The sequence below is a fragment of the Alistipes sp. An54 genome (genome assembly GCF_002159375.1).
GTDB lineage: Bacteria > Bacteroidota > Bacteroidia > Bacteroidales > Rikenellaceae > Alistipes > Alistipes megaguti.
In genome coordinates, this window is record NZ_NFIA01000032.1 from 1 (window position 1) to 1,921 (window position 1,921).

Sequence of the window (1,921 nt, forward strand, 5' to 3'; positions counted from 1 at the left end):
GATTAAAAAATATGGAAAGCAGAATAGAAACGGATAGCAAGATTTGAGAGTTGAAAACTTGTTTGCTGTTTTCTCATTATTGGAATATTCCATTTAATGATAGCATACTCTCTTACTTTATAAAGATAAAAGATTACCACATTTTTTGAGTATGAAATGGATATTTCCTATATAAATACTATTACAGGATTAAAAAATATGGAAGATAGCAGAGATAGAAGATTCAGATAAAGAGATATAAATAACAATTAAACATTTATAAGTATGACTACAAATAACATTGCTAATCATTGAACAATTAACGCTCCCGCTGGGGCAACTTACTTGTCGGACTTTCTGACCGAGATTCCTAATAACTGTCTCTTCAACAAGAAGCAGACAGGATGCGGTGCTACCGAGTTGGCTATCCGCAATTCCATTCCACCCATTATAGCCATGCCTTATGTGGCATTGGTCAAGAACAAGACCATTTACCGCAAGGATGATATTTCTGTCTTGGGAGTTTACGAGGGTATAACAGAACAGGAGATCATCGACTATGCACAGAATCATTCTCCATTAAAGATAGCCGTTACATACGATTCCGTGCCACGAACCATCAGGGCATTGCAGAGTATCGGCATCAATCCTTATGACGATACATTTTTATTGGTGGATGAATGACACGTATTGTTCAACTCTTATTCGTTCCGTCATACGGCCATTAAGAATTTGCTTGCTGAAGCCGCAAAATTCGATAAGGCAACTTATATGACGGCTACCCCTATTGAACAAGAGTATGTGTTAGAGGAATTGAAACACTTTCCTGTTTGTGAAATCAACTGACCGCATCTAATAGAGGTCAACATTCGTTCCCGTCAGACCTCCAAACCTGCTCAATACATTGTTAAGGAGTGCCGCAAGGTATTGGATGGTAATTTGCCTTACAATCTGCACATCTTTGTAAACAGCGTAGAGTTCATCGCAAAGGTGATAGATCTGGCAAAACTCACTCCCGAACAGGTTAAAGTGGTCTGTTCGGTTAGCGGGGACAATGGAGAGAACAACCAACGCAAGTTAGGCAAGGACTATCCCATTGATCAGCCGTCAGGCCCCGTGAAGAAGATAAACTTTTACACCTCGACCTGTTTTGAAGGATGTGACCTGTATGATGAAAACGGAGTTACCTTCATCGTCAGCGATGGCAACAAGGCTCATACCTTATTGGACATCTCAACCCTGTTTACCCAAATTTGCGGACGGGTACGCAATTCCAAATACAAGGGCGAGATTATTCACGTTTACTCTACAACCAAGTACAGCCGAGAGGTAACATTGGATGAATATGTGGCATCTACAAAGAAAGTGCTTGCAGAGGCGGTAAGTTATGCTGACGAGATAAACAAGTTGAGCGATACGGTACGGGAAAAGACCTTATCGAAAATCAAATACATCAACGAACAATATGTAAGGATTGAGGACAACAAGCTGGTCGTGGATAAGAATCTGGCCAATATGGATATTGTAAACTTCAAGATATGCCGCCATATTTACAGAACCTATGTAAACCTTTCCAGCGAACTGAAACGAAACGGGTACTCCATTACACAGCATTCATTCAGCGAAATTATCGAGAAGCTGGAGGATAAAAACAATACACGGGTTACGTTCAAAGACCTGTTCGATGAATACCACCGCCTGAAAACAACCAAGCCATTCTTTTCGTTGGATAGCTACGAGGATTTATGCGCTCAAATAGCGGTTAAATATCCATTGGTAAAACAGGCTTACGAGGAATTGGGAACAGACAAGGTACAGGCGTTGAAATATCATGTAGGCAACATCCGCAGGGAGTTGACAAAGCGGTGGTCTGTTCCTGTTGAACGCAAGATTGTCAAGATGATAAATGAGACCTTTGCCAAGCAGGCATCCATCGCAAAGA

General features: G+C 40.9%; 2 protein-coding genes. Both read left to right on the plus strand.

All coding sequences use genetic code 11. The annotated features are described in order from the left end of the window. Positions 1-324: 324 nt before the first annotated feature. Entirely contained in the window at positions 325-663 is a 339-nt protein-coding gene (locus B5G09_RS13750; protein ID WP_241147687.1) for a hypothetical protein, read from the plus strand. A 255-nt stretch (positions 664-918) separates the two neighbouring features. Beyond that, a partial coding sequence (locus B5G09_RS13755) for a hypothetical protein (protein WP_206384461.1) occupies positions 919-1,921 on the plus strand: 1,003 nt, incomplete at its 3' end.